This is a genomic window from Microbacterium sp. Se63.02b (genome assembly GCF_014171575.1).
GTDB lineage: Bacteria > Actinomycetota > Actinomycetes > Actinomycetales > Microbacteriaceae > Microbacterium.
In genome coordinates this window covers 3,614,856-3,641,227 of the sequence record NZ_CP050453.1, presented here as the reverse complement: position 1 = coordinate 3,641,227, position 26,372 = coordinate 3,614,856, and the positions used below count along the sequence as shown (strand labels likewise).

Sequence of the window (26,372 nt, the reverse complement as noted above, 5' to 3'; positions counted from 1 at the left end):
GAAGGACTCCATGACCTCCGACATCCCCGAGATCGGCCATTGGATCGATGGTGCTCCGCGTCCGTCGACGAGCGCGCGGACGGCGCCGGTGTTCAATCCGGCGACCGGGCGGATCAGCGGCCGTGTCGCCCTCGCCGACGACACCGAGATCGCGGCCGCGATCGCCTCGGCGCGGCGCGGGTTCGACGAGTGGAGCGGGTGGTCCATCGCGAAGCGGCAGAGCGTGCTGTTCGCTTTCCGGGAGCTGTTGAACGCGCGCAAGACGGAGCTCGCGGCGATCATCACCGCCGAGCACGGGAAGGTCCTCTCGGACGCGATGGGCGAGATCCTGCGGGGGCAGGAGGTCGTCGAGCTCGCGACCGGCTTCCCGCACCTGATCAAGGGCGCCTACTCCGAGAACGTGTCGACGGGGATCGACGTGTACTCGCTCAAGCAGCCGCTGGGCGTGGTCGGCATCATCTCTCCCTTCAACTTCCCGGCGATGGTGCCGATGTGGTTCTTCCCGATCGCGATCGCCGCGGGCAACGCCGTGATCCTGAAGCCCAGCGAGAAGGATCCCTCGGCCGCCCTGTGGATGGCGGAGCTCTGGGCGGAGGCCGGTCTCCCGGCCGGCGTGTTCACGGTGCTGCAGGGCGACAAGCAGGCCGTGGACGGACTGCTGCACAGCGACGAGGTGTCGGCCATCTCGTTCGTGGGCTCCACGCCGATCGCGCAGTACATCTACGAGACCGCCGCGCGCAACGGCAAGCGGGTGCAGGCGCTCGGCGGCGCGAAGAACCACATGCTGGTGCTGCCGGATGCCGATCTCGATCTCGTCGCGGATCAGGCGGTGAATGCGGGCTTCGGCGCGGCGGGCGAGCGTTGCATGGCGGTCTCGGTGCTGCTGGCCGTGGAGCCTGTCGCGGATGCGCTGATCGAACGCATCACGGAGCGGATCGGCCGTCTGCGGATCGGCGACGGCGCCGGCGATGGTGCCGGCGAGCCCGACATGGGTCCGCTGATCAGCGCCGAGCACCGCGCCAAGGTCGCGGGCTACGTGGATGTCGCCGAGGCCGACGGCGCCAGGATCGTGGTCGACGGCCGGGGTCTGACGGTCGAGGGTAGAGAGGACGGGTTCTGGTTCGGGCCGACACTGCTCGACGGGGTTCCGACGACCTCGCAGGCGTACCGCGACGAGATCTTCGGCCCGGTGCTCTCGGTGCTGCGCGTCGCGACGTTCCAGGAGGGGCTCGACCTCATCAACTCGGGGCGCTTCGGCAACGGCACGGCGATCTTCACGAACGACGGTGGTGCCGCACGTCGTTTCCAGCACGAGGTGCAGGTCGGGATGATCGGGATCAACGTCCCCATCCCGGTGCCGGTCGCCTATCACTCGTTCGGCGGATGGAAGGCGTCGTTGTTCGGGGACGCCAAGGCGTACGGTGTCCACGGGTTCGAGTTCTTCACGCGCGAGAAGGCCATCACGAGCCGCTGGCTCGACCCGGCCGCCCACGGGGGCATCGACCTCGGCTTCCCGCAGAACAGCTGACGCACGGACAGGAGTGGCATGACCGAGGATCGGGAGTGGTTCCACCGCCGCGGCACGCTCGGCCGTGACGGCTGGGAGAGCGTGGTCGACGAGCGCACACCGGGGTGGCAGCACACCGCCATCCGCATCGGTGTGCTCGCCGAGGGGAGAACCTGGCTCTCGCCGACACCGGCGTGGAGCGGATCATCGTCCCGCTCGCCGGCTCCTTCACGGTGGAGCACACCGAGCGCGGAGCCGTCTCCGAGACCGTCCTGACAGGACGCGCGTCGGCGTTCGAGGGGCCGACCGACGTGCTCTATCTGTCCTGCGCGTCCACCGCCGTCGTCCGCGGCCGGGGGCGGTTCGCCGTCGCCGCCGCGCGCACCGACGTCGTGCATCCGACCCGGTACGTCAGAGCCGAGGAGACTCCCGTGGAGCTGCGCGGCGCCGGCGCATCGAGCCGCCAGGTGCACAACTTCGGCACGCCGGAGGCGCTCGACGCCGAGCGCCTGATCGTGTGCGAGGTCATCACGCCCGCCGAGAACTGGTCGTCGTATCCGCCGCACAAGCACGACGAGCAGCTCCCGGGGCGGGAGTCGCGGCTCGAGGAGATCTACTACTTCGAGGCCGCGCCCACCCGCGCCGAGGGCGAGCCCGCGCGCGCCGATGCGGCGTTCGGGATGTTCGCGACCTACTCCTCGGCCGCCGGCGAGATCGACATCGCCGCGCGCGTCCGCACGGGAGACATCGCGTTGGTGCCCTTCGGCTACCACGGCCCCGCCGTCGCCGCGCCCGGCTACGACCTCTACTACCTCAACGTGATGGCCGGCCCCGACCGCGATCGTGCCTGGCTCATCACAGACGACCCCGCCCACGCCTGGGTGCGGGACAGCTGGAGCGGGCAGGACATCGACCCCCGACTCCCGTATCGCGCACGATCCTCCGGACGCGCAGAAGGAGCGCAGTGATGCCGACGAAGCGGATGACGGTGGGGCAGGCCCTCGTGGAGTTCCTGTCGCACCAGTGGACGGTCGACGGCGACATCCGGGAGCGGACGATCCCCGGGATGTTCGGCATCTTCGGGCACGGCAACGTCGCCGGTCTCGGCCAGGCGCTGCAGGAGTACAACCTCGACCAGCCCGACCTGATGCCGTACCACCAGGCCCGCAACGAGCAGGCGATGGTGCATCAGGCCGTGGGCTTCGCGCGGATGCACCGTCGACGCGCCACCTTCGCCAGCACCGCGTCGGTGGGTCCCGGTGCCACGAACATGCTCACAGGAGCCGCCCTGGCGACGACCAACCGGCTCCCCGCGCTGCTGCTCCCCAGCGACACCTTCGCCACGAGGGTCGCCGACCCCGTGCTGCAGCAGTTGGAGCGGCCGCACGACATCGGGCTGACCGTGAACGACGCGTTCCGTCCGCTCTCGGTGTTCTTCGACCGCGTGCAGCGCCCGGAGCAGCTCTTCTCGATCGCGCTCGCCGCGATGCGTGTGCTGACGGACCCCGCCGAGACGGGCGCCGTGACGATCGCACTCCCGGAGGACGTGCAGGCCGAGGCGCTCGACGTGCCCCTCGAATTCCTGCAGGACCGCGAGTGGCACATCCGTCGCCCGCTGCCCGAGCACGGACCGCTCGCCCGGGCCGTCGCCGCGATCCGGAGTGCCGAACGCCCCCTGGTCGTCGCGGGCGGTGGGGTGATCTACTCGGGCGCCGAGCAGGCGCTGCGGGCGTTTGCGGAGGCCACCGGGATCCCGGTCGGCACGACGCAGGCGGGCGGTGGCGCGCTGCCCTGGGATCATCCTCAGTACGTCGGAGGCATCGGTGCGACGGGGTCGACGGCCGCGAACCGCCTCGCCGCCCGTGCCGATGTCATCATCGGCATCGGTACGCGGTTCAGCGACTTCACGACCGCGTCGCGCACGGCCTTCCAGCACCCCGACGCGGTGTTCGTGAACGTGAACGTCGCGGCGTTCGACGCGTATAAGCACGGCACCTCGCTCCCGCTCGTCGCCGATGCGCGGGAGGCCATCGTGGCATTGACGGCCGGACTCGAAGGCGTGCGGATGAGCGAGGCGCTCGCGGCCGAGGTCGCCGCGCAGAAGCGCGAGTGGGATGGCGTGGTCGATGCGGCCCTCGCCCCGACCGGACGGGCACTGCCGGGCCAGCCCGAGATCATCGGGGCGGTGCGCGCCGAGGTCGCCGACGTCGACGTCGTGGTGCAGGCGGCGGGATCGCTTCCCGGCGACCTCCACAAGCTGTGGCGCGTGAGCGATCCGCTCGGCTATCACGTGGAGTACGCGTTCTCCACGATGGGGTACGAGATCGCGGGCGGCCTCGGGGTCAAGCGGGGACTCCAGGCGGCGGGTGACGAGCGCGACGTGGTGGTCATGGTCGGCGACGGCTCGTACCTCATGCTCAGCTCCGAGCTTGCGACGATCGTCGCCGAGAACCTCAAGGTCATCGTCGTGCTGATCCAGAACCAGGGGTTCGCGTCGATCGGGCACCTGTCCGAGACGGTCGGCTCCGAGCGGTTCGGCACGAAGTACCGCAGCTACGATCCCGAGGCGCGCAGTTTCCAGGACGGCGATCCGCTGCCGGTCGATCTCGCCATGAACGCCCGCAGCTACGGCATCGACGTGATCGAGGTGGCGCCAGGCGCAGCGGCGATCGACGACCTGCGTGCGGCCATGCGCACCGCGAAGGCGTCCGACAGGGCGACGCTCATCCACATCGAGAGCGACCCGCTGGTCTACGGGCCCGACGGGGAGGGCTGGTGGGATGTGCCGGTCGCCGAGGTGGCGGGCACCGCCGCCGCGCAGCGCGCGCGAGCCGAGTACGAGCAGCAGCGCGCGGCGCAGCGACCCCTGCTCGGCTGAGCGGCGCCGTCCGGCCCAGCCGTCTCCCACCCGGGCGCCGGTACCCTGGAGGTATGACCGAGAACCCCCGCACGCGCGAGACGCGGCCACAGGCAGCGCCCGCCTCGTCCCGCTCGGGGGCGATCCGCGAGACCCGTGCGCCCCAGGTGCGCCCTGCGACCGAGGGCTGGACGCAGCAGAAGGATGCCGAGGGGCGTCCGCTCCTGCAGTTCGCGAGCCCCAAGCGCGGCAAGCCGCCCGTGCACCTCGCCGACCTCACTCCGGCCGAGCGTACCGAGAAGGTCAAGGAGCTCGGGCTGCCCGGCTTCCGCGCGAAGCAGCTGTCGACCCACTACTTCCGCCACTACACGTCGGACCCTGCCGAGATGACCGACCTCCCCGCGGGGATCCGCGACGAGCTGGTGGCCGGGCTCCTGCCGCCGCTGCTCACCGAGGTGCGGCGCCTCGAGACCGACCGTGGCGACACGATCAAGTTCCTCTGGCGTCTGCACGACGGGGCCCTGGTCGAGTCGGTGCTCATGCGCTACCCGGGCCGCATCACGCTGTGCGTGTCGAGCCAGGCGGGCTGCGGCATGAACTGCCCGTTCTGCGCGACCGGGCAGGCCGGGCTGACCCGCAACATGTCGACGGCCGAGATCATCGAGCAGATCGTGCGCGCGAACCGCCTGATCGCCGAGGGCGGCCTCGGCGGCAAGAAGGCCGACGACCACAGCATGGAGCGCGTCTCGAACATCGTCTTCATGGGCATGGGCGAGCCGCTGGCCAATTACAAGCGCGTCATGGATGCGGTGCGCTCGATGGTCGCCCCGCAGCCCGACGGCCTCGGCATGAGCGCCCGCGGCATCACCGTGTCAACGGTCGGCCTCGTGCCCGCGATCAAGAAGCTCGCCGACGAGAACATCCCGGTGACCTTCGCGCTGTCGCTGCACGCGCCCGACGACCATCTGCGTGACGAGCTCATCCCGGTGAACTCGCGGTGGAAGGTCGACGAGGCCCTCGACGCCGCCTACGACTACTACGCCAAGACCGGCCGGCGGGTCTCGATCGAGTACGCGCTGATCAAGGACATGAACGACCACGCCTGGCGCGCCGATCTGCTGGCCGAGAAGCTCAACCAGCGCGGTCGCGGCTGGGTGCACGTGAACCCGATCCCGTTGAACCCGACGCCCGGCTCCATCTGGACGTCGTCGGAGATCCCCGTGCAGAACGAGTTCGTGCGCAGGCTCAACGACGCCGGCATCCCGACGACCCTCCGCGACACCCGCGGCAAGGAGATCGACGGCGCCTGCGGTCAGCTGGTCGCGACGACGGAAGACGAGGCGGCGTCGGCCGCGATGGCCTGAGGCGCCCGCGCGCGACTGCCGTCGTTCGCACCGAGTCGCTCGGCCCGGTCGAGCCATCGCGCGATGGTCGCCGTGTCCGCGCCCTTGACCCCGAGCATGCGCGTCGTGCGCACCGAGCTCACACCGCACAGGCGCAGCGTGTTGCGGACCACCTGGGTCTGCGCCGGCAGCCCGGTGAACGGCACCGCGAACCAGGGGTGTCGGCGAGCAGCAGCAGCCGCCCCCGCCGAGCGGGCAGCAGGCCCTCGGGCAGGCCGAGCTTGAGTAGCGGTACTCCTGCTGCGGCAGCAGGGCGCGGTCGAAGAACCCCTTGAGCAGGGCGGGGACCGAACCCCACCAGAGCGGGGTGGCGACGATGATGCTGTCGGCTTCGTGCAGAGCCTGCTTCGCATCGACGAGGTCGGGTTCGAGCGTCATGCGCTCCCGGTAGCCGAAGCGCAGGTGCGGGTCGAAGTCGAGGTCGCGCAGGGCGAGCACCCGCGCATCGCCGTGGCCCGCGGAGTACCGCTGCGCGAGCGAGGCGGTCAGGGAGCGGGCGTCGGGGTGGCCGTCGATCACGAGAGCGGTCATGTCGGATTCCTATCTGGACAGTGTCAAGCTGGTGGACACTGTCAAGATAGGAGAGGATGTTGCTCATGTCAAGTTCGAAGGACGGCTACCACCACGGCGATCTCGCCCGTGCGCTCGAGGATGCCGCGATGCAGCTGCTGGAGCGGATGCCGGCCGCGGAGATCAGTCTGCGCGAGGTCGCGCGGGCCGCGAACGTCAGCCACAATGCGCCGTACCATCACTTCTCCGACCGGCTCGGACTGCTCAAGGCACTCGCGGAGCGCAGCATGGCGGACCTCCTCGCGCAGGTCCGTGCGGCCGCCGCGCAGGCATCGACTCCGCGGGCGGCTCTCTCCGACGGCGGGTCGGCGTACATCCGCTTCGCCGTCGAGCATCCGCATGCGTTCGACGCCGTCTACGACCCCACGGTCTGCATCCCCGGGTTTCCGACCGCCACGATGGCGCCGCTGATCGACGGGCTCGAGGCCGTGCTCGCCGAGGCCGCCGCCGCGGCCGGACTCGACCGCCCCACCGACGTCGTCGCCGTGTGGGGCCAGATCCACGGCCTGGGCACGCTCGCCGCAGCAGGGCACTTCACGCTCGACGACGCCCTCACCGCCTACGCCGCGGCCCTGGATCGGCAGCTCCCGGCAGCCTGACCAGCATCCTGTGAGGCGCTCCAAGGACTTTTCCACGGTATCCACAGGCGATATTTCGTAGATTGTTCGGATGCCCTATTCCGCCCATCGACCGGGTCGCTACGACTCGCAGGGTCGGATCATCCTCGACAGCGAGCCCGAAGCCGCCACGGATGACCTCGACTTCCTGCGCGAGTTCGAGCCCACCGGCACCGACGACGCCACCCGCGAGGTCCCCGTCGCAGATCCTGCCGAGGCGACCCCGATCGCCGATGCGGTCGCGGCCGACGAGCCCGCACCGGTGAAGCCCGCGCGCGAACCGCGTGTCCGCACGCCCCGCCGCACGCGTGCCGCGCGTACCCCGGGCTCGCGCGCCCGCACGCTGGCGATCCTCGGAGGGGCGGAGGGCGAGATCCTCGACCGCGTCCCCGGCGAGACTCCCCGCTTCGTGCAGATGTTCTTCGTCCTCGCCGGCACCGCCCTCGTCTCGGCGATCTCGATGCTGTTCGCCCTCACCACCGGTGTGCAGGCGGCGATCTGGCTGGCCGTCCCGCTGGCGATCGTGTGGGCGCTCATCATCTTCAACCTCGACCGCTTCCTCACCTCGACCATGAGTTCGACGCGCAACGTCTGGCGGCTCATCGGTCTCGCGATCCCGCGGGTGATCATGGCTGCGATCATCGGCTTCGTCGTGGCCGAGCCGCTCGTGCTCCAGATCTTCCACAACGACATTGCCCGCGAGGTCGCGTCGACCAACATCACGCAGTCGCAGTCCGACCAGGAGGCTCTGGAGTCGGGCCCGGAGAAGATCGCGCTCGATGCGGCATCCGCCAAGGTCGCCGAGCTCGAGAACCAGGCCGCGACCGGCATCGTCGCGGGGACGGAGTCCTCATCGGCGACGGAATCGGCAGCGCAGGCCACGGTCGACGATGTGACCGCGAAGATGACGGCGCAGCAGGCCGTGATCGATCAGGCACGGGTGCTGTACCAGTGCGAGCTGACGGGTGAAGGCGCCGGCACCGTTCCGGGCTGCACCGGAGTCAACGGCGAGGGTGCGAGCTCGGATGCCGCCAAGGCCCAGCTCGCCGAGGCCCAGCAGACCTACGACGCGCTCGCCGCGCAGCTGCGCACGGCCAACGAGGAGCTCGCCGCCGCCGGGACCGCCGCCAAGGAGAACACCTCGTCGTCCGAGGCGCAGAACCGCGAGCAGGCGAAGTCGCAGCTCCCGACCGCGCGCGACACCTACGATCAGGCGCTCGCGGCGTACAGCAACGCCCGAGCGGATGCCGTCGCGCAGGGCAACGCGGGTGCTGTCGGCCTGCTCAGCCAGATCAGCGGCCTGAACCGGTTGAGCGAGAAGGAGCCGGCGATCCTGTGGGCGCACATCCTCATCGCGGCGCTGTTCTTCATGATCGAGCTGCTGCCGGTGCTGGTGAAGGTCCTCACGAGCTATGGCGACCCGAGCCTGTACGAGAAGGCGGCCGCGATCCGCAGGCAGGTCGCGCTCGACAAGGTGACGGCCGAAGGGTTCCGTGACCGCGCAGAGATCGTGACGACGCCCCCTTCCACGCCACCCTCCGCGCAGGCCACCTGACGTCGCCGTCCTGCCCTCGCGTCGCAGTGTCTGATCTCATCTATGCGACCCTCGGCAGGATCTGCGATGCGAAGAGGATGTCCGCGATCACGGTCGACCCGTGAGCGGGTGCGAGGAGCGTCAGGGCGCGGATCAGGGCGACCGTCGACGGCGTCCGGGACCAGTTCTCCCCGGTCAGGGCGGCCTCGATGCGGGCGAGCGGATGCTGAAGGCTCACGTCGTGCTGGCGTGCGTCATCTCTGCTGAGCCATTCGAGCAGTTCGATGATGGTCCAATCGAGGTCGATTGGACCGAGTTCGACGTCGTGGGTGGTCAATGGCCTGTTCATTGGTCCAGAATCGGATGTCATGCGCAGCGATGACAGGGCCAATGTCCGGCCAGTGGTCCACGATTCGGCCACGGTTCCGGCGCGGGTGCCCGCGCTCGTGCACGCGGGCGAGGTCTCGTCCGAGGCCCTGTCGGCACGACTCGGTCGCTGGACCCAGGGCGACGGCACCCTGGCCGCCCGCCTCGCCCGGGGCATCGAGGGCCTCATCGCGAGCGGAGAACTGCGACCGGGAGATCGGCTGCCGGCGGAGCGTGCACTCGCGGCGATGAGCTCGGTGTCGCGCGGGACCGTGGTCGCCGCCTACGCCGCGCTCGCCGAGAGCGGGCTCGTGGAGCGGCGTCAGGGCAGCGGTACCCGTATCGCCGGAGCAGCGGTAGCAGTCACCCCGGTGCAGCGTCCCGGCAGGGGAGAGGCGCTGTTCTCCGCACTGCCCAATGCGATCGACCTGCTGCGCACCGTGCCGCAGATCTCCGACCTCGGGGTGCAGCTCATCCGCGAGCACACACCGCGCCTCGACCTCGCGCTGCTGCCGGAGACCGACCCCGCGGGCCTCCCTGCGCTGCGGACCCTGATCGCCGACATGTACGGCGCGGAGGGCACGCCGACCACGCCGGAGCAGATCCTCGTCACGCACGGCGCGCAGCAGGCCATCAGCCTCGTCGTCAACGCGCTCGTCGGTCCTGGCGACATCGTTCTCGCGGAAGAGATCACCTGGCCGGGTGTCACCGACTCGGTGGGTCTGCGTGGGGGCACGGTGCACGGTGTCCCGATGGGTGACGACGGGCTCGACGTCGATGCTCTGGAGCAGGCCATCGCACGGCTGCGGCCCGTGCTCATCGCCCTCAACCCGCACCACCAGAACCCCACGGGAACGCGGCTGCCCGCGGCCGCCCGGCATCGCGTCGCGGAGCTCGCAGCCCGGTACGGGGTTCCCGTGATCGAAGACCGAGTGCTGGCGGGCATCTCGTTCGACGGCGTCGTGCCTCCCTCCCTCGCCGCCGAACGCGCCGATGCGCCGATCATCGTCGTCGAGTCGGTCTCGAAGTGGGTGTGGGCAGGGTTGCGGATCGGGTGGCTGCGCGCCGACCCCGTGCTGGTGCGTCGGCTCCGCGGCGCTCGGCAGCTCGCCGATCAGTCCACGAGTGTGCCCGGTCAGCTGCTCGCACTCGACCTGATCGCCCGTGCCGACGACCTCCGTCGGGCGAACAGCCGCATCCACCAGGAGCGGCTGCGTCTGCTGGAGGCGTTGATGGCGGAGCACCTGCCCGACTGGAACGTCGAGCCTCCCCGCGGTGGACTCTCGCTCTGGGTCCGGCCGCCGGCGGGGTCGGCGGCGTCCCTCGTCAGGGTCGCCGCCACGCATGGGGTCTCGATCGCCGGAAGCGCCGCCTTCGCGGTGTCGGCCTCTCCCGACGATCACATCCGCATCCCCTTCACCGCCCCCGACGACGTGCTCGCGGAAGGCATCCGCCGGCTCGGAGCAGCCTGGCGAGAATATCGGGAGACTCTCGGGATGGCTTCCTAGGATGACCCGCATGACAGTGACGTTGCGCACGACCTTGTGGATATCGATCGTCGGCGTACTCGCCGTCGTCGCCTACGCGACACTCGCCGCGGTGCAGATCCTGGTGCTCAATCCGCTCGCCGCCGCCCCTGGTCTCACGCTCGCGCAGATCCGATTCGAGATGTCGGAAGCGGGGGAGAGCCTGATGCCGATGCCGGCGTTCGCGATCCTCGGCATCGGGGTGGCTCTGGCCGTCGGCCTCGCACTCTTCGCCGTCCTCACGCGGGCGCATCCGCTGGTCGTCGCGACGGGGTTCCTCGTGCTCCTGATGCTCGGTGCGATCGGGTACTTCGTCGCATCGTTCGGTGCGGGCATGGCGCTCGCCGACACGTTCGGCATCGGCGGCGCGGACTATTCGCCGTGGGCGCGGCCGCTGTATGTCGTGAGCGCCCTCGCCGCGATCGCCCTCTTCGTGGGAGCGATCGTGACGGCCGCGCGTCGGCGACCGGCCGAGCCCGGCCCTGCCGTCGCAGGCAGCCAGTAGCGTTGATCCATGGTCAACTATCGCTATCTCGGCAACAGCGGTCTCAAGGTCTCGGAGATCACGTACGGCAATTGGGTCACCCATGCCTCTCAGGTCGAAGACGACGCCGCGGTCAAGACCGTGCACGCCGCCCTGGACGCGGGAATCACCACCTTCGACACGGCGGACACGTACGCGAACACCGCGGCGGAGGTCGTGCTGGGCAAGGCCCTCGAAGGGCAGCGCCGCGAAGGTCTGGAGATCTTCACGAAGGTGTACTTCCCGACCGGACCGAAGGGCCCGAACGACACCGGTCTGAGCCGCAAGCACATCTTCGAGTCGATCAACGGCTCGCTGCAGCGCCTCGGCACCGACTACGTCGACCTGTACCAGGCGCACCGCTTCGACTACGAGACCCCGCTGGAGGAGACGTTCCAGGCTTTCGCCGACGTCGTCCGTCAGGGCAAGGCGCTCTACATCGGCGTCTCGGAGTGGACGGCCGAACAGCTGCGCGAAGGGCACGCTCTCGCCACGCAGCTCGGCATCCAGCTCATCTCGAACCAGCCGCAGTACTCGATGCTGTGGCGTGTGATCGAGGGCAAGGTCGTGCCCGCGTCCGAAGAGCTCGGCATCTCGCAGATCGTGTGGTCGCCGATGGCGCAGGGCGTGCTCAGCGGCAAGTACCTCCCCGGTCAGCCGGTGCCCGACGGCTCGCGCGCGACCGACCCGCACAGCGGCGCCGACTTCATCAAGAGCTTCCTCAGAGACGACATCCTCACGGCGGTCCAGCGCCTCAAGCCGATCGCCGAGCAGGCGGGGCTGTCGATGCCGCAGCTCGCCATCGCATGGGTGCTGCAGAACCCGAACGTGGCGGCTGCCCTGGTCGGCGCCTCCCGTCCGGAGCAGCTCGCCGAGACGGTCAAGGCCTCGGGTGTGAAGCTCGACGCCGACACCCTCGCCGCGATCGACACCGCCCTCGGTGACACCGTGAACCGCGACGCCGAGAGCACGTATTCGGTGTCTCCGAAGTCACGGCTGGTCTGAACGTCGGCCTCGCACCGACCCGGCCCCTGATGCACGATCCGGCCCCCTGCGGATGTTCGCAGGGGGCCGGTTCGTGCGGCGAGGGGCGGGTCGGCGCTACGCGTAACCAGTGCCGACCCGGAGGTATCCGGCTAGCCGAGTCCCGGGACGTCGTAGGTCTCGCCGGAGGCTCCGCGAACCGTCACGCTATCTGCGTGGCCGCGAAGGACGACGAGTTCCCCCGACACTTCGGCCGCAATGGCTGACCCTCGGCTGGTGACATCGGTCGAACTGTCGTTCACGACAGCGCTCGAGACGGATTCGGGGAACAGATACGCATCGGCGACCGGGGTGTCGGAGTCAGAGGAGCCAAGCGCGAGGCCGACGCCGTGCGAAGCGAAGTCAGTATCGCTCGCGCATGCTGCTCCGAATAGGCCACCCTCGTCGACCGCTTGAATCATGCAGGTGTTTCCGGCTTCGTCCGTTGCCGACCAGTAGGCCACTCCGTTCTCGGCCTGAAGAAGGGTCGGGTCGGCGTATGTCTGGGTGAACTCATCGCTCACGTATTGGGGGAAGGGGGAATGCTCCGCCCGAAGTTGAAGCTGTTCATCCTGCAACTGGGGGATGGGCGACGCCGGGTGAGAGTCTGCGCGGGCGATCTGTCCTTGAGGGGTTCCCAAGTACGAGCAACTAAGCGGGACTGACCCCGTGACTGCGTCACGTGTCTTCCATAGGCAGCTGGACCGCGCCGTGTTCGGGCCGAGCTGTGCGAAACCGTAGTTGACGACACCCCACCCAGGTGCCTCCCCCCAGTTGTACAAGTAGGAAGCAGTCGCGGATACCGTCTGGATCCGGAAGGTGACATCCCATCCGCCGCCACCGCTGGCGTGCCCCTTCACCCCAGCAATGTACAGAGCGACGTCGCTTTGAATGACCACGTTCTTTGGTTTCGATGCCGTGGTCGCATACGGCCACCAGTAGTCGGTCGCTTGCGCAGGCATTGCCCCGGCTGCCACGGATACGAGCACCAAGCTCGCTACGAGCAGCTTCTTCGTGTGGCGAAGTCGCCTCATGGATCCATCTCCTTCGATCTCCTTCAACACGAAAAATGTAACGTTATACCATCTATGATTCAATAGGTGTTCCCCACGGAGTGGGTCTGGGTAGCGACAGTAAGCGAGGGGCGACGTGGTGTTCAAAGAGCGCGCTGAACGGATCAGCGGTGTTCTCGGTGTCGTCTTGACGCTGGGGGCGGGTGTGGGTCTCGTTGCGGATCGAGTTCGATGGGCGGGCATTCCGTCGATGGCGTTCGCCGATCCCATCCAGACGACCTACGCGATCACCAACCTCTCTGTGGCATCCGTGATCGTCGGTGGCGTGGGCATGCTGCTGGTTGGTTTCTGGGCAGGCTCTCGGCTAAGCCGTCTGGCCGGCGAGGGGGCGAAGGCTGATCCTTCGCGCCCGGTCTGAATGTCGGCCTCGCACCGACCCGGCCCCTGATGCACGATCCGGCCCCTGCCGACGCCGGCAAGGCGGAGTCGCGGCGCGAAAGCGGGGACTAGGTGAGAGGGGAGGGACGGCCTCAGCCGAGGGTGATGTCGACCTGGATCTCGGTCGCGAGGCGTTCGAGGTCGCTGCGCAGAGCATCCAGATCGACGGAGGCCGGCACCTTGGCCACGACCGACGCCTCGAAGAGTCGGCCACCCGCCATCGCGGCATCCCGTGTCTCGGTCGCGAGCTCCTCGATGCTCAGCGCGTGCGCGTTCAGCACGCCGGACACCTCTCGAACGATGCCCGGCCGGTCGTTGCCGAGCACCTGGATCTCGAGCACCTGATCGTCGTCGGCCCCTCGCTCGGGTGCCCCCGTGAGCACGGCGACCGTGAGGAGTCCCTGGCCTTGGAGCCCACGCAGCGCCGAGGCCAACTCGTCGGACCTGTCGTCGGCGACCGACACCTCGATCACTCCCGCGAACGTGCCGGCCAGTTCCGCCAGCGAGCTGTTCTCCCAGTTGCCCCCGTGGGAATCGACCACATCGGCGACGGCGGCCACGAGGCCAGGACGGTCTGCACCCGCGACGGTGAGGATCAGAGTTGTCATGCGGCCAGCGTAGCCCGCAGTGCTCACTCGACCCAGAGGCCGTCCGTGAGGAAGCGTTCCATCCGCGCACGGTGCGGGTCGAGGTCCCAGCCCTGCGCGGCCACCCACTCGTCGGAGTAGTAGGTGTTCGCATAACGGACGCCGCTGTCGCAGATGAGTGTCACGACGCTGCCGGTCTCGCCCGCGGCACGCATGCGCGCGATGAGCTGGAACGCGCCGTACAGGTTGGTGCCGGTCGAGCCTCCTGCCCAGTGCAGGGTGTGTTCGCGCAGCAGCCGGATCGCAGCGATCGAGCCCGCATCGGGGACGCGGATCATCTCGTCGATCACGGTCGGCACGAACGAGGCCTCGACGCGGGGGCGGCCGATGCCCTCGATGCGGCTGGGGCGTCCGACCGGGGGATCCACGGTGCCGGCCCACCCGTCGTAGAAGGCCGAGCCCTCAGGGTCGACCACGGCGATCCGTGTCTCATGCCTCCGGTACTTCACGTAGCGTCCGAAGGTCGCGCTGGTGCCGCCCGTGCCCGCGCCGGTCACGATCCACCGGGGGATCGGGTGCCGCTCCTGTGCGAGTTGGCTGAACACGCTCTCGGCGATGTTGTTGTTGCCGCGCCAGTCGGTCGCGCGTTCCGCGAACGTGAACTGGTCGAGGTAGTGGCCCGTGCAGTCCGAGGCGAGCCGTTGCGCCTCGGAGGACATGTCTTCGGCGCGGTCGACGAAGTGGCAGGTGCCGCCGTAGAACTCGATGAGGTCGATCTTCTCCTGCACGGTCGACCGGGGGACGACCGTGATGAACGGCAGGCCCAGCATCCGTGCGAAGTACGCCTCGGAGACGGCGGTCGACCCGCTCGACGACTCCACGAGCGTCGAGTTCTCCCTGATGCGTCCGTTGACCAGGCCGTAGAGGAGGAGCGAGCGCGCGAGGCGGTGCTTGAGCGACCCGGTCGGATGCACGGACTCGTCCTTGAGGTACAGGTCGATGCCCCATTCCGGCGGCAGGGGGAACAGGTGCAGGTGCGTGTCGGCGCTGCGGTTCGCATCGGCTTCCAGCAGGGCGATGGCGGTGCTGGTCCAGGAGGTCACCGATCGAGCGTATCCTCTCCGCTCGTGCGGTTCACGACTGCGCTGGCCGATCGGGTCCCAGGTAGGCGGAGGTGGGATCGCCGGCCGCGTCACCCTTGAGCTCGACGAGGATGGTGTGCGTCGGCGTCGTCCCGGTGTTCTCACCCGAGTGACGCTGTGCGGGAATCCACACGGCCTGTCCGGTGGGCAGCGCGGTGTCGAATGTCCGCTCTCCCGCGCTGAGACGTCGCGAGAAATCGCTGAGGGTGATCATGACGCTGTTCGGATGGTCGTGCGGCGTCGTCTTGTCGCCGGGCACGTCGGTGTATTCGAGCACGCGGACGTGTTCGTTCTCCCAGAGCGTGCGGTAATGGTCGGGGTTGGTGAGGGTGGGATCGTCGGTGATCATGCGGCGACCGTACACCCGGGGCGACGCCCTCGACAGCCCCTCTCCTGAGCGCGAACGGCGACGATCAGAGCGAGGTCGCGTGACGCAGCCAGCGTTCGATCCCGGCGATGTGCGCGGTGGTCAGAGAGGTGGCCAGCGCCGGGTCGCGCCTCGCGATGGCGTCGGCGATCGCCCGGTGCTCCGACAGCGTGCGGTCGAGCGCATCGGCCTCGGTGAGACCCCGCCAGGCGCGGGCGCGGACCGTCTGACTGCTCATGTGCTCGATCAGGCTCGCGAGATAGGCGTTGCCGGCCATCTCCACGATGTCGCGGTGGAATCGGATGTCGTGGTCGACGAGCTCGTCGATGTCGACCGAGGCGTCGACCCCGTCGACCTCACGCTGCAATGCCGCGATCTGCTCGTCCGAGCCGAGAGTGGCGGCCAGGCCTGAAGCCTGCGACTCCAGCATCCGGCGAACGGCGAAGATCTCGAGCATCGAGTCGTCGTCGTGCATGTCGACGACGAACGAGACGGCCTCGAGCAGCAGATGCGGCTCGAGACTCGTCACGTAGGTGCCGTCGCCCCGGCGCACATCGAGCACACGGATGACCTCCAGCGCCTTGACCGCCTCGCGCATGGAGCTCCGGGAGAGGCCGAGCCGTTCGGACAGCTCCTTCTCCGGGGGAAGGCGATCGCCCGGGGCCAGCTCGCCCGACACGATCATCGCCTTGATCTTCGCGATCGCGTCGTCTGTCACTGCCATGGCGTCCTCCTGGTGCGGGATCCGAAGTCGGAGTGGTCGAGTGCCGTGCTCACTCCGAGCGGAGTCTCAGCCGTGACATGCCGCCGTCGACCTCGATGGCGACGCCCGTGGTGGAACCCGCCTCCGGGCTCACGAGATAGGCGACGGCAGCGGCGACCTCGTCGGGGTCGACCAGGCGGCCGTGGGGTTGCCGTGCTTCGAGCGCGGAGCGTTCCGCCGCCGGATCCGCGGACGCGTCGAGCAGTCGACTCACCCAGGGGTGTCGGCGGTGCCGGGATCGACGGCGTTGACGCGGATGCCTTCGCGCAGGTGATCGGCGGCCATCGCGCGGGTCAGCGCCGACACGGCGCCCTTCGAGGCGCTGTACAGCGCGCGCTGAGGGAGGCCGATCGTGGACGCGACGGATGCCGTGTTGCATACGGCGGCGGACGGCGACTGCCGCAGCCAGGGGAGGGCCGCCGAGGTCACGCGGGCGATGCCGGTCACATTGACCGAGAGCACGCGCGCCCACTCGTCGTCGTCGTTCGCGGTGACATCGCCCTGTGCGCCGACTCCGGCGTTGTTCACGACGATGTCGATGCGGCCGAACGCCTCGGCGACGCGAGCCACCGCGGCGTCGACACTCGCACGGTCCGAGACGTCAGCCACGAAGGTGGGAAACGCGGGGGAGGCAGCCGAGCGGCCGCGGTCGAGCACCGCGACGGTCGCCCGTCGGCATCCAGACGCCGAGCGATCGCCGCACCGATGCCGGAGGAGCCGCCCGTGACGATAGCGACCAGCCCCTCCAGCGATCCGGTCATCGCCGGGCTTCCCAGGCGACGAACTCCTGGCGCTGACGGCCCAGGCCGTCGATCTCGATCTCGACCACATCGCCCGCGGCGAGGTAGGGGAACCTGCCCGAAAGTGCGACACCCTGCGGAGTGCCGGTGAGGATCAGGTCGCCCGGCTCGAGGGTCACGTACTGCGACAGGTGATGCACGATGTGCTCGACCGTGAAGATCATGTCGCTCGTGTTCGAGTCCTGCCGCGGCTCTCCGTTGACGAAACTGCGCAGGCCGAGCGCCTGGTGGTCGACCTCGTCGGGGGTGACCAGCCACGGGCCGGTGGGGTTGAACCCCGGGGCGATCTTGCCCTTGGACCACTGTCCGCCCGACACCTCGATCTGGAACGCGCGCTCGGAGACGTCGTTCGCGGTGACGAAACCCGCGACGTGCGCGAGCGAGTCCGCAGGGGAGTCCAGGTACGCGGCGCGGGCGCCGATCACGATGCCGAGCTCGACCTCCCAGTCGGTCTTCTCGCTGCCCCGCGGGATCGTCACGGGGTCGTTGGGCCCGACGACGGTGTTCGGGGTCTTCAGGAACAGGATCGGGATGGTCGGCGGCTCCGAGCCCGATTCCGCGGCGTGCGCGGCGTAGTTCATCCCGATGCAGATCACCGCGCTGGGACGGGCGATGGGGGCGCCGATGCGCATCGTGGCGGCATCAGGGAGTTCGGCCAACTGGCCGGCGTCACGCGCCGACGCGACACGAGAGACGAAGTCGCTCTCGAGGAAGTCGCCGTTGACATCGGATGTCACGGGACGAAGGTCGAGGTAACGGTCGTCCTCCACGAGGACGGGGATCTCCGAGCCGAGGGTGCCGAGCCGCGCGAACTTCATGATTCTCCTGATCGATCGGGAGGCCGCGACGCCGCGGCCCATGTCGTTGCCAGTATAGACATCGGATGTTTGGTCGTGTCGACGTCGGCGACGGACGAGGCGACTCAGTGTGCCGGTGTCGCGCGGCGTGCACGATACGCGGCGACGGCGTTGCGGTTCGCGCATGTGGTCGAGCAGTACCTCTTCGAGCGGTTGCGCGAGAGGTCGAGCGCGATGGACAGGCAGGTGTCGTCCTCGCACACGCTGAGGCGCGATCCCTCGTCGGCGCGGATGACATCGATCAGCGCCATCGCGGTCTCGATCAGGATGCGCTCGGCCAACGGCTGCTCATCGGCGACGGCGTGCAGGTGCCAGTCGGCGCCGTCGTGGCGGCGCAGTCGGGGAGTGAGGCGTGATTCGGCCAGCGCGTCGTTGACCCGCTCGGCCATCTCGTCGCGTCGGGCGAGCAGCATCGTGCGCAGGCGCGGGCGCAGGTGTCGGAGAGCGGAGAGCTCCCGATCGTCGCGATCGAGCCGCCCGGTGTAGGGGAACTCCCGGAGGAATGCGGCCTCGTCGTCGAGGTCGGCCAGCGTGTCCGGCTCCTCGGCGGAGTTCACCAGCCAGACGGCGGCCCGCAGAGCCTCTTCCGTGTCATCGGTGAAGATCATGTTGACATCTTACCGGCGGCGCGCGTAGCGTCATCGATCATGAGTGGGTTGGCGAGTGACACGGCGGTGGTTTCCGTGCGAGAGGTGCGACTCGGAATGCCGCTCGCGATCGCCGCCGCGTTCTCGTTCGGCATGTCCGGCGGGTGGGCGCGCGGCCTGATCGACGCCGGATGGACTCCGGGGGCGGCGGTCACCGCGCGTCTCTGGGTCGCCGCCGTCGTACTCCTCGTCCCGACGATCCTGGCGCTCCGAGGCCGCTGGGGCCTCCTGCGGCGCAACCTCGGCATGATCCTCGCTTACGGGTTGCTCGCGGTGGCCGCCACCCAGCTCTTCTACTTCCAGGCCGTCGCGGTGATGGATGTCGGCATCGCGCTGCTCGTCGAATACACCGCTCCGATCGCCGTGCTGCTGTGGTTGTGGTTGCGCCGAGGCGAACGGCCGAGCAGAAAGAGCGTCATCGGGGCGGTGATCGCCTTCGTCGGGTTGGTGCTCATGCTCGACGTCGTCACCGGTGCCGATGTGAACGTGCCAGGCATCCTGTGGGCGCTCGGGGCCATGGTGGGGGCGGCCACCTACTTCGTGCTCTCCGCCAGGGCAGACACGGGGCTGCCGCCCATCGCCCTCGCCGGCAGTGGTCTGCTGCTCGGCGCCGTCGCCCTCGCGCTCGCCGGCGCTGTCGGAGTGCTCCCGATCGCGTGGACGACGGATGACGTCTCCTACCGATTCGGCAGCGTGCCGTGGTTCGCCCCTGTCCTTGCGATGGGTGTCATCGCGACCGCGCTCGCGTACGGGCTCGGGATCGCCTCGACGCGGATGCTCGGATCCCGGCTCGCCTCGTTCGTCGCGCTCGCCGAGGTCGTCGCCGCGCTCGTGTTCGGGTGGCTGCTGCTCGGGCAGCTCCCCGACCTGCTGCAAGCGCTCGGCGGGGTGCTCGTCCTCGTCGGCGTCGTCGTGGTCAAGCTCGGCGAACCCGTCGCACCGCCACCCTGACGTCCCTCTCCCCTGCAGGGCGAGCGGAGAATGTATACGCCGGAACGTGACCGCGAGGAAAAGCAGCACTCGAATCCGCTTTATGTATACACTGAGGGCATGACCCTTCCCGCTGAGCGGACCTCCGCGAGCGATCGCGCGTACACGGCCCTGCTGGACGACATCCAGTCGGGTGTGCTGGCTGCCGGCGCCGTGCTGGGCGAGGTCGAGCAGGCCGAACGGCTCGGCGTGAGCCGCACGCCCATGCGTGAGGCGCTGCGCCGTCTCGCTGCCGACGGCCTCGTGGTCCAGCAGTCGCCGCGGGTCACGGTCGTCGCCGATCTGGACGCCGACGACATCCGCTCGCTCTTCGAGATCCGCCGAGCACTCGAGGAGAGTTCGGCCCGCCTCGCCGCCGCACGCGGGGATTCCGCACTGTTCGCCGCCCTCGCGGACGAGTTCGCGCACGTCGACCTCCACGCCGCCGAAGGCCGCGATGCGTACTACGCGCTCATCGCCCGCTTCGACGCCGCACTCGACGCCGCGGTCGACAACGACTACATCGCCTCCGCCCTGCGGACCGTGCGCACGCACCTGGTGCGCGTGCGCCGCATGGCCCGCGACAAGCCCGCCCGCCTCGCGGCCTCCGCCGCCGAGCACCGCACCATCGCCGAAGCCCTGGCGGCGCGTGACGGCGACCTCGCCGCTCATGCCACGCACGTGCACCTGCACAACGCGCTCGCCGGCATCCTCGACTCCCTCCCCGACGACTCTCCCCACAACAGCGAAGGACGCTCATGACCGTCACCCACCACGTCCGCGTGCACCGCAGCGACGAGAACCTCGCCCGTGAAGACCAGCTGGCCTGGAAGATCGCCGAGGTCGCGGCCGACCCCGTCGAGGTCGAGCAGGATGTCGTCGACATGATCATCAACCGCATCATCGACAACGCGTCGGTCGCAGCGGCCTCGCTCACCCGTGCCCCGATCAACGCGGCCCGCGCACAGGCCTTCCGTCACCCCGTCTCGACCGGCGGCGTCGGCGCGAACCTCTTCGGTGCCGAACTCGACCACCGCACCAGCCCGGAGTGGGCGGCGTGGGCCAACGGCGTCGCCGTGCGCGAGCTCGACTACCACGACACGTTCCTCGCCGCCGAGTACTCGCACCCCGGCGACAACATCCCGCCGATCCTCGCGGTCGCGCAGCACACCGGCAAGGACGGGCGGGCGCTCGTGCGCGGCATCGCGACCGGCTACGAGATCCAGATGGACCTGGTGCGCGCGATCTGCCTGCACAAGCACAAGATCGACCACGTCGCCCACCTCGGCCCGTCGGCCGCCGCCGGCATCGGCACCCTGCTCGGCCTCGATGTCGAGACGATCTACCAGGCCGTCGGACAGGGCCTGCACACCACGACCGCCACGCGTCAGAGCCGCAAGGGCGAGATCTCGACCTGGAAGGCGCACGCCCCGGCCTTCGCGGGCAAGATGGCCGTCGAGGCGGTCGACCGGGCGATGCGCGGACAGACCAGCCCCGCGCCGATCTACGAAGGCGAAGACGGTGTGATCGCCTGGATGCTCGACGGCAAGGACGCCGCCTACGAGGTGCCGCTGCCCGCCGCGGGCGAGCCCAAGCGCGCGATCCTCGACTCGTACACGAAGGAGCACTCGGCCGAGTACCAGGCCCAGGCGCTGATCGACCTCGCCCGCAAGCTCGGGATCGAGAACCCGGCGCTGCGCGACCCCGCGAACATCGAGTCCATCGTCATCCACACCAGCCACCACACGCACAACGTGATCGGCTCCGGCGCGAACGACCCGCAGAAGTACGACCCGACCGCGTCGCGCGAGACGCTCGACCACTCGGTGCCGTACATCTTCGCGGTGGCACTGCAGGACGGCGGCTGGCACCACGTCGACTCCTACGCCCCCGAGCGCGCCGGCCGTGCCGACACGGTCGCGCTGTGGCACAAGATCACCACGGCCGAGGATGCCGAGTGGACGCGCCGCTACCACCCGAGGACCCGGATGAGAAGGCGTTCGGCGGTCGCGTCGAGATCCGGCTGACCGACGGCTCGACCGTGGTCGACGAGATCGCCGTGGCCGACGCGCATCCGCTGGGAGCTCGTCCGTTCGCGCGCGAGAACTACATCGCGAAGTTCCGTCTGCTCGCAGAACCCGTGCTCGAACCCGCCGAGATCGAGCGGTTCCTCGCCCTCGTGCAGCGCCTGCCCGAACTCACGGCGGCCGAGGTCGGAGAGCTCTCGATCGTCGCGAAGCCCGGCGTGCTCGATGCCGCTCCGGCTCCCCAGGGGCTGTTCTGATGCTGTACTCCACCGTCACACCGGCCGACAAGCGGAGGCTGTTCCGTGAGCGTCTGGCCAGCGGGGGAGCTGCTGCGCTTCCCCGGCGCCTTCAACCCGCTGAGCGCCCGCCTGATCGAGCAGAAGGGCTTCGACGGCGTCTACATCTCCGGCGCCGTGCTCTCCGCCGACCTGGGGCTGCCCGACATCGGCCTCACGACGTTGACCGAGGTCGCCGGTCGGGCGAAGCAGATCGCCCGCATGACCGACCTTCCCGCGATCGTCGACGCCGACACCGGCTTCGGCGAGCCGATGAACGTCGCCCGCACGATCCAGGAGCTCGAAGACGCGGGTCTCGCGGGCACGCACATCGAGGACCAGATCAATCCCAAGCGGTGCGGCCACCTCGACGGCAAGGCCGTGGTCGACGAGAACACCGCGATCAAGCGCATCCGGGCCGCCGCTGACGCCCGGCGCGACCCGAACTTCCTCATCATGGCGCGCACCGACATCCGCGCGATCGACGGTCTGGACGCCGCGATCGACCGCGCCAAGGCACTGGTCGATGCGGGGGCGGACGCGATCTTCCCCGAGGCCATGCGCACGCTCGCCGAGTTCGAGGCCATGGCAGAGGCGCTCGAGGTGCCGATCCTGGCGAACATGACCGAGTTCGGCAAGAGCGAGCTGTTCTCCGTCGATCAGCTGCGGGACGCGGGTGTGAACCTCGTCATCTGGCCGGTGTCGCTGCTGCGCATCTCGATGGGGGCGGCAGGCCGTGCGCTCGATACGCTGAACGACGAGGGACATCTGACCTCGAAGCTCGGCGAGATGCAGCATCGCGCCGATCTCTACGACCTGATCGACTACGAGTCGTACAACCACTTCGACTCCGGCGTCTTCAACTTCACCATCACGAAGGAGTGACCATGACCGAGCCGGACATCAAGAAAGGCCTTGCGGGCGTCGTCGTCGACACGACCGCGATCTCGAAGGTCAACCCCGACACCAACAGCCTGCTGTACCGCGGATATCCCGTGCAGGAGCTGGCCGATACGCAGCCGTTCGAGGCCGTCGCCTACCTCCTCTGGAACGGCGAGCTGCCGACGCCCGAAGAGCTCGCGGCGTTCCGTCTCGACGAGCGGAAGCACCGCGCGCTCGCCGACAACGTCAAGGCCGCGATCGACCTCGTGCCGCTGGAGGCGCATCCGATGGACGAGGTCCGCACCGCGGTCAGCCTGATCGGCGCCTCCGACCCCGGTGCGGGCGGTTCGGTGCTCGACGCCGGCGGCAGCCCGGAGCAGAACCTCGAGCGCAGCATCCGCCTGTTCGCGGCACTGCCCGCGATCGTCGCCTACGGTCAGCGTCGCCGTCGCGGGCAGGAGATCATCGCCCCGCGGGACGACCTCGACTACTCCGCGAACTTCCTCTGGATGACGTTCGGCGAGGAGGCGGACGACGTCGTGGTGGACGCGTTCAACCGGTCGATGATCCTGTACGCCGAGCACTCCTTCAACGCCTCGACGTTCACCGCGCGCGTCATCACCTCGACCCTGAGCGACATCTACTCGGCGGTCGTCGGCGCGATCGGTGCGCTCAAGGGGCCGCTGCACGGCGGTGCGAACGAGGCCGTGCTGCACATCTTCGACGACATCGGCTCGGCCGAGAACGTGGGGCCCTGGCTCGACAAGGCGCTCGCCGAGAAGCGCAAGATCATGGGCTTCGGGCACCGCGTCTACAAGAAGGGCGACTCGCGGGTGCCGACCATGAAGGCGGCGCTCGACACCCTCGTGGAGCACTACGACCGCCCGGACGTCGCCGCGCTGTACGACGCGCTCGAGTCGGAGTTCGTGGCGCGCAAGGGCATCTACCCGAACCTGGACTACCCCTCGGGGCCCGCGTACAACCTCATCGGCTTCGACACGCTCACCTTCACTCCGCTGTTCGTGGCGGCGCGCGTGACCGGATGGACGGCGCATGTGATCGAGCAGGCCGGAGCCAACGCTCTCATCCGTCCGCTCTCGCACTACGACGGTCCAGAGGAGCGGCACATCGAGGGCTGATCTCGACGGTTCGACGAACGCGCCTCCCGATCGGGGGGGCGTTCGTCGTGTGCGAGGGGTTCCCGGCCGCAGTGCGGCACGACGGCCCCGGAGGTCGACTCGCCATCTCGGAGAGGTGGAAGGTAACATGTCACGATCGCCCCCACGGGCGACGTTTCTTACCGATACCTAGCCCGAGGTCTCTCTTGAGTGTCGACACACCCCATTTCTCACCCGAACTCCGTCGCTCGATCCACGGACTCCGCGTCGAGGTCTCGCGTCTGCATCACGAGCTCGTGCGCTACGGACTCGTGGTCTGGACCGGGGGCAACGTCTCCGCTCGCGTGCCGGGGCACGAGCTGTTCGTGATCAAGCCCTCCGGGGTGTCGTACGACGACCTCGCTCCGGAGAACATGATCCTGTGCGATCTCGATGGCCGCGCGATCGCCGGGACGCCGGGCAGCGACCTCGCGCCGTCCAGCGACACCGCCGCGCACGCCTACGTATACCGGAACATGCCCGAGGTGGGTGGGGTCGTGCACACGCACTCGACCTATGCGGTCGCCTGGGCGGCCAGGGGGAGAGATCCCCTGCGTGCTGACGGCCATGGCCGACGAGTTCGGTGGGCCGGTGCCCGTGGGGCCACTCGCGGTCATCGGAGACGACTCGATCGGACGCGGCATCGTCGAGACTCTCAGCGGACGGCGTTCACGGGCGGTTCTGATGCGCAACCACGGACCGTTCACGATCGGAGCGGATGCGAGGGACGCGGTGAAGGCGGCCGTCATGGTCGAAGACATCGCGCGCACGGTCCATCACGCGCGCGCGGGAGGTGAGCTCCTGACCCTGCCCCCGGACACGATCGACCGCCTCTACACGCGGTATCAGGATGTGTACGGGCAGAGCACGGACGTGCGGCGATGAGGGCGCAGGGAACGGCACGCGCAGACATCCTCGCTGGGCGGACGAGTCTGGGCATCGAGCTCGGCTCCACGCGCATCAAGGCCTGCCTCGTCGGGGAAGACCCCGCAGACGTGCTGGCGACCGGAGGGTTCTCGTGGGAGAGCCGCCTGGTCGACGGCGTCTGGAGCTATGCCATCGACGATGTCTGGGAGGGGCTGCGCGCCGTGTACACGGAGTTGGTGGCCGATGTGCACGACCGGTACGGCGTCCGCCCCACCACGTTCGGCGCCATCGGGATCTCCGCCATGATGCACGGCTACCTGGCCTTCGATGCCGACGGGGCACTCCTGACGCCCTTCCGCACGTGGCGCAACACCGGGACGGCGGCTGCGGCCGCCGAGCTCACCGAACTCTTCGGGGTGCACGTACCGCAGCGCTGGTCGGTGGCGCACCTGCATCATGCCGTGCGTGCGGGAGAGGCGCACACGGAGCGGATCGCCGCACTGAACACGCTGGCCGGATACGTGCACGAGAGCCTCACCGGTCATCGCGTGCTCGGCGTCGGCGACGCATCCGGCATGTTCCCGATCGATCCGGCAACGGGCACATACGACGAACGGATGCTTTCGGCGTACGACGACCTCGTATGCGATCAGCTGCCGCGCCCCTCCGCGACCTCCTCCCCGAGGTGCAGCGCGCCGGGACGCACGCGGGCCGGCTCTCGGTCGACGGTGCTCTGCTGCTCGACCCGTCCGGGCTGTTGCAGTCCGGCATCCCGCTGTGCCCTCCCGAGGGCGACGCCGGGACCGGCATGGTCGCGACCAACGCCGTCGCGCCGCGCACGGGCAACATCTCGGCCGGCACCAGCATCTTCGCCATGGTGGTCCTGGAGCATCCGCTCGGGAAGGCCCACCGTGAGCTCGATGTCGTGATGACCCCGGCGGGCGACGAGGTCGCGATGGTCCATTGCAACAACGGCGCCAGCGACATCGCGGCCTGGGCGCGGCTCTTCGTACGGTTCGCGGCCGCGGCGGACCGCCCGGTCGACGACGACGTCGCCTTCGACGTGCTCTTCCGTGAAGCTCTCGACGGTGAAGCGGATGCCGGCGGCCTCCTCTCCTACCACTACCTGGCCGGCGAACCGATCGCCGGTCTCTCCGCCGGCCATCCGCTCCTGGTCCGTTCGCCCGCGGATTCCTTCACGCTCGCGAATCTCATGCGGTCGCACCTCTACGGCGTGTTCGGGGCGCTCGCCCTCGGCATGCGGGTCTTGTCGGAGGAGGGCGTGCGGCTCGACCGCCTGTTCGCGCACGGGGGCTTGTTCCGCACGCGCGGGTGGCACAGCGGCTGCTCGCCGGGGCACTGGACGTTCCTGTCGCCGTCGGCAGTCTCGCCGGAGAGGGCGGCGCGTGGGGGATCGCGGTCCTGGCGTCGTATCTCGCCCATGCGGAGCGGAGCGAACTGGGCAGGTACCTGGACGAGTGCGTCTTCCCCGAGAACGACGCCGTGGTGATCGCCCCGGACGAGCGGGATGCCGCCGGATTCGCGAGCTATCTCGAGCGGTACCAGGCTGGTCTCGCGATCGAGGCGGCTGCGGTCGCCGCGATGACGCCGCGCCCCTGAGATCGCCGCGGGTCGGAGTCGTCGAGCGCGTCTCC

Annotated in this window: 21 protein-coding genes and 7 pseudogenes; 17 read left to right on the top strand and 11 right to left on the bottom strand. The window is 69.3% G+C overall.

Annotated features, from left to right (window positions below; genetic code table 11):
• Positions 1-10 precede the first annotated feature (10 nt).
• The 4 genes and pseudogenes from G4G29_RS18185 to rlmN all read left to right on the top strand — a co-directional run bounded on the left by G4G29_RS18185 (position 11) and on the right by rlmN (position 5,728).
• Entirely contained in the window at positions 11-1,528 is a 1,518-nt protein-coding gene (locus tag G4G29_RS18185; protein ID WP_183151085.1) for a CoA-acylating methylmalonate-semialdehyde dehydrogenase, read from the top strand.
• Positions 1,529-1,546: 18 nt separating this feature from the next.
• Positions 1,547-2,475, top strand: a pseudogene (iolB, locus tag G4G29_RS18180) (5-deoxy-glucuronate isomerase).
• Positions 2,475-4,385 (top strand): 3D-(3,5/4)-trihydroxycyclohexane-1,2-dione acylhydrolase (decyclizing), encoded by a 1,911-nt coding sequence (gene iolD, locus G4G29_RS18175; protein WP_244632176.1) that lies wholly within the window; start codon positions 2,475-2,477, stop codon positions 4,383-4,385. Before iolB ends, iolD begins: the two are co-directional and overlap by 1 nt.
• 53 nt (positions 4,386-4,438) lie before the next feature.
• Complete coding sequence (rlmN, locus tag G4G29_RS18170; RefSeq protein ID WP_183151083.1) at positions 4,439-5,728, top strand: 23S rRNA (adenine(2503)-C(2))-methyltransferase RlmN; 1,290 nt, start codon at positions 4,439-4,441, stop codon at positions 5,726-5,728.
• Here rlmN and G4G29_RS22900 read toward each other — a convergent pair.
• Both G4G29_RS22900 and G4G29_RS22895 read right to left on the bottom strand, forming a co-directional pair.
• A complete protein-coding gene (locus G4G29_RS22900) occupies positions 5,677-5,913 on the bottom strand; it encodes a hypothetical protein (RefSeq protein WP_244632175.1) in 237 nt (78 codons plus the stop codon). The genes rlmN and G4G29_RS22900 overlap by 52 nt on opposite strands.
• A gap of 133 nt (positions 5,914-6,046) precedes the next feature.
• Positions 6,047-6,298, bottom strand: a pseudogene (locus tag G4G29_RS22895) (NAD(P)H-dependent oxidoreductase); the annotation flags it as partial.
• A gap of 65 nt (positions 6,299-6,363) precedes the next feature.
• Here G4G29_RS22895 and G4G29_RS18160 point away from each other — a divergent pair.
• Both G4G29_RS18160 and G4G29_RS18155 read left to right on the top strand, forming a co-directional pair.
• Complete coding sequence (locus G4G29_RS18160) at positions 6,364-6,936, top strand: TetR/AcrR family transcriptional regulator (protein WP_183151082.1); 573 nt, start codon at positions 6,364-6,366, stop codon at positions 6,934-6,936.
• Between the two features lie 70 nt (positions 6,937-7,006).
• Positions 7,007-8,509, top strand: coding sequence for a DUF4407 domain-containing protein (locus tag G4G29_RS18155; protein WP_183151081.1), 1,503 nt, complete (start codon positions 7,007-7,009; stop codon positions 8,507-8,509).
• A 40-nt stretch (positions 8,510-8,549) separates the two neighbouring features.
• Here G4G29_RS18155 and G4G29_RS18150 read toward each other — a convergent pair whose 3' ends face one another.
• Positions 8,550-8,825, bottom strand: a complete 276-nt coding sequence (locus tag G4G29_RS18150) for a hypothetical protein (RefSeq protein ID WP_210274200.1) — start codon at positions 8,823-8,825, stop codon at positions 8,550-8,552.
• A 31-nt stretch (positions 8,826-8,856) separates the two neighbouring features.
• Between G4G29_RS18150 and G4G29_RS18145 the strand changes: the two genes are divergently transcribed.
• Genes G4G29_RS18145 through G4G29_RS18135 form a run of 3 tightly spaced genes read left to right on the top strand, consistent with a single transcriptional unit; the run spans position 8,857 to position 11,908 of the window.
• On the top strand, positions 8,857-10,362 hold the full coding sequence (locus G4G29_RS18145; protein ID WP_244632174.1) for a PLP-dependent aminotransferase family protein: 1,506 nt from the start codon (positions 8,857-8,859) through the stop codon (positions 10,360-10,362).
• A gap of 10 nt (positions 10,363-10,372) precedes the next feature.
• Positions 10,373-10,885 carry a hypothetical protein gene (locus G4G29_RS18140; RefSeq protein ID WP_183151079.1) on the top strand — a complete coding sequence of 171 codons (513 nt, stop codon included), beginning with the start codon at positions 10,373-10,375 and terminating at the stop codon, positions 10,883-10,885.
• A 9-nt stretch (positions 10,886-10,894) separates the two neighbouring features.
• Complete coding sequence (locus G4G29_RS18135) at positions 10,895-11,908, top strand: aldo/keto reductase family protein (RefSeq protein WP_183151078.1); 1,014 nt, start codon at positions 10,895-10,897, stop codon at positions 11,906-11,908.
• A gap of 131 nt (positions 11,909-12,039) precedes the next feature.
• Here the strand turns inward: G4G29_RS18135 and G4G29_RS18130 are convergent, their stop codons facing one another.
• Positions 12,040-12,990: a hypothetical protein gene (locus G4G29_RS18130; protein WP_183151077.1), complete on the bottom strand. Its 951-nt coding sequence runs from the start codon at positions 12,988-12,990 to the stop codon at positions 12,040-12,042.
• Between the two features lie 85 nt (positions 12,991-13,075).
• Here G4G29_RS18130 and G4G29_RS18125 point away from each other — a divergent pair, with 85 nt between their 5' ends.
• Positions 13,076-13,357, top strand: coding sequence for a hypothetical protein (locus G4G29_RS18125; protein ID WP_183151076.1), 282 nt, complete (start codon positions 13,076-13,078; stop codon positions 13,355-13,357).
• Between the two features lie 112 nt (positions 13,358-13,469).
• Here G4G29_RS18125 and G4G29_RS18120 read toward each other — a convergent pair whose 3' ends face one another.
• From G4G29_RS18120 to G4G29_RS18090, 7 genes and pseudogenes are all read right to left on the bottom strand, one after another.
• The gene (locus tag G4G29_RS18120; RefSeq protein WP_183151075.1) at positions 13,470-13,985 is read right to left on the bottom strand and encodes an ACT domain-containing protein; all 516 of its coding nucleotides are present in this window, start codon (positions 13,983-13,985) and stop codon (positions 13,470-13,472) included.
• 23 nt (positions 13,986-14,008) lie between these two features.
• On the bottom strand, positions 14,009-15,067 hold the full coding sequence (locus tag G4G29_RS18115) for a PLP-dependent cysteine synthase family protein (RefSeq protein WP_183151074.1): 1,059 nt from the start codon (positions 15,065-15,067) through the stop codon (positions 14,009-14,011).
• Positions 15,068-15,098: 31 nt separating this feature from the next.
• Complete coding sequence (locus tag G4G29_RS18110; protein WP_202045371.1) at positions 15,099-15,455, bottom strand: cytoplasmic protein; 357 nt, start codon at positions 15,453-15,455, stop codon at positions 15,099-15,101.
• A gap of 64 nt (positions 15,456-15,519) precedes the next feature.
• Positions 15,520-16,197 carry a FadR/GntR family transcriptional regulator gene (locus G4G29_RS18105; protein ID WP_183151073.1) on the bottom strand — a complete coding sequence of 226 codons (678 nt, stop codon included), beginning with the start codon at positions 16,195-16,197 and terminating at the stop codon, positions 15,520-15,522.
• A 49-nt stretch (positions 16,198-16,246) separates the two neighbouring features.
• Positions 16,247-16,997, bottom strand: a pseudogene (locus G4G29_RS18100) (SDR family oxidoreductase).
• On the bottom strand, positions 16,994-17,854 hold the full coding sequence (locus G4G29_RS18095; protein ID WP_183151072.1) for a fumarylacetoacetate hydrolase family protein: 861 nt from the start codon (positions 17,852-17,854) through the stop codon (positions 16,994-16,996). Before G4G29_RS18095 ends, G4G29_RS18100 begins: the two are co-directional and overlap by 4 nt.
• Before the next feature lie 104 nt (positions 17,855-17,958).
• On the bottom strand, positions 17,959-18,501 hold the full coding sequence (locus tag G4G29_RS18090) for a CGNR zinc finger domain-containing protein (RefSeq protein WP_183151071.1): 543 nt from the start codon (positions 18,499-18,501) through the stop codon (positions 17,959-17,961).
• A gap of 96 nt (positions 18,502-18,597) precedes the next feature.
• Here G4G29_RS18090 and G4G29_RS18085 point away from each other — a divergent pair, with 96 nt between their 5' ends.
• The 7 genes and pseudogenes from G4G29_RS18085 to G4G29_RS18055 all read left to right on the top strand — a co-directional run bounded on the left by G4G29_RS18085 (position 18,598) and on the right by G4G29_RS18055 (position 26,337).
• Entirely contained in the window at positions 18,598-19,491 is an 894-nt protein-coding gene (locus G4G29_RS18085) for a DMT family transporter (protein WP_244632173.1), read from the top strand.
• Positions 19,492-19,590: 99 nt separating this feature from the next.
• Positions 19,591-20,271: a GntR family transcriptional regulator gene (locus G4G29_RS18080; protein WP_183151069.1), complete on the top strand. Its 681-nt coding sequence runs from the start codon at positions 19,591-19,593 to the stop codon at positions 20,269-20,271.
• Positions 20,268-21,793, top strand: a pseudogene (locus tag G4G29_RS18075) (MmgE/PrpD family protein). The gene G4G29_RS18080 and the pseudogene G4G29_RS18075 overlap by 4 nt, the downstream one beginning before the upstream one ends.
• A pseudogene (gene prpB / locus G4G29_RS18070) lies at positions 21,793-22,696 on the top strand (methylisocitrate lyase). The pseudogenes G4G29_RS18075 and prpB overlap by 1 nt, the downstream one beginning before the upstream one ends.
• 2 nt (positions 22,697-22,698) lie before the next feature.
• On the top strand, positions 22,699-23,832 hold the full coding sequence (locus tag G4G29_RS18065) for a bifunctional 2-methylcitrate synthase/citrate synthase (protein ID WP_183151068.1): 1,134 nt from the start codon (positions 22,699-22,701) through the stop codon (positions 23,830-23,832).
• A 185-nt stretch (positions 23,833-24,017) separates the two neighbouring features.
• Positions 24,018-24,735: pseudogene (locus G4G29_RS18060) on the top strand (L-ribulose-5-phosphate 4-epimerase).
• A pseudogene (locus G4G29_RS18055) lies at positions 24,732-26,337 on the top strand (FGGY-family carbohydrate kinase). Before G4G29_RS18060 ends, G4G29_RS18055 begins: the two co-directional pseudogenes overlap by 4 nt.
• Positions 26,338-26,372: the final 35 nt, after the last annotated feature.